Annotated in this window: 1 pseudogene; it reads left to right on the top strand. The window is 53.8% G+C overall.

What is annotated here, in order from left to right:
• Nucleotides 1-805: pseudogene (locus B9Y87_RS22265) on the top strand (hypothetical protein); the annotation flags it as partial.

The raw sequence follows: 805 nt of genomic DNA, 5'->3' as shown, positions 1-805 counted from the left end.
GATGCGGTGACCAATGCCAAGTTGGCGGACAATGCGGTACAGACAGAAAACATATTAAGTGGAGGAAACGACAAGGTATTGGTTACCGATGCTGTTGGTACGGTGGAGTGGGTCGATAAGTCAGTTTTAAACACCGACAATCAAGGTATTAGCAGTTCAGTTGTTAGTGCAAATGAGTCAGTAAATATAGCCTTGGAAAGAGGAGGTAGTACAACAATTGATATTCGTGATGCAGATGATGATCCGTATAATGAAATTGAATTACCGGCGGGAGGAACAGGCGGACAAGTGCTTTCCACTGACGGATCAGGAATATATTCTTGGATTGATCCTGATACCGGCCCACAGGGTCCTGCAGGTCCACAAGGACCTCCGGGTAATGATGGAGCCACAGGTGCCCAGGGTCCAACAGGAGCCACTGGAGCTCAAGGCCCAACCGGTGCTACGGGAGCACAAGGTCCAACTGGTGCCAAAGGAGATATTGGAGACACAGGAGCCACAGGAGCGCAAGGCCCAACTGGTGCTACTGGAGCCCAAGGTCCTACGGGAGCTCAGGGGCCAACCGGCGCCAAAGGAGATACTGGTGATACAGGAGCCACAGGAGCGCAAGGTCCAACGGGAGCAACCGGTGCCCAAGGTCCAACAGGAGCTCAGGGTCCAACTGGTGCCAAAGGAGATACTGGTGATACGGGAGCCACAGGTGCGCAAGGTCCGACAGGAGATACAGGAGCCACTGGAGCCCAAGGTCCTACGGGAGCTCAGGGTCCAACCGGAGCCAAAGGAGATACTGGTGATACAGGAGCTC

Origin of the sequence: Arenibacter troitsensis, from assembly GCF_900177645.1 — a bacterium.
In the GTDB taxonomy this organism is placed as follows: Bacteria; Bacteroidota; Bacteroidia; order Flavobacteriales; family Flavobacteriaceae; genus Arenibacter; species Arenibacter troitsensis.
This window is presented reverse-complemented; position numbering and strand designations above follow the sequence as displayed.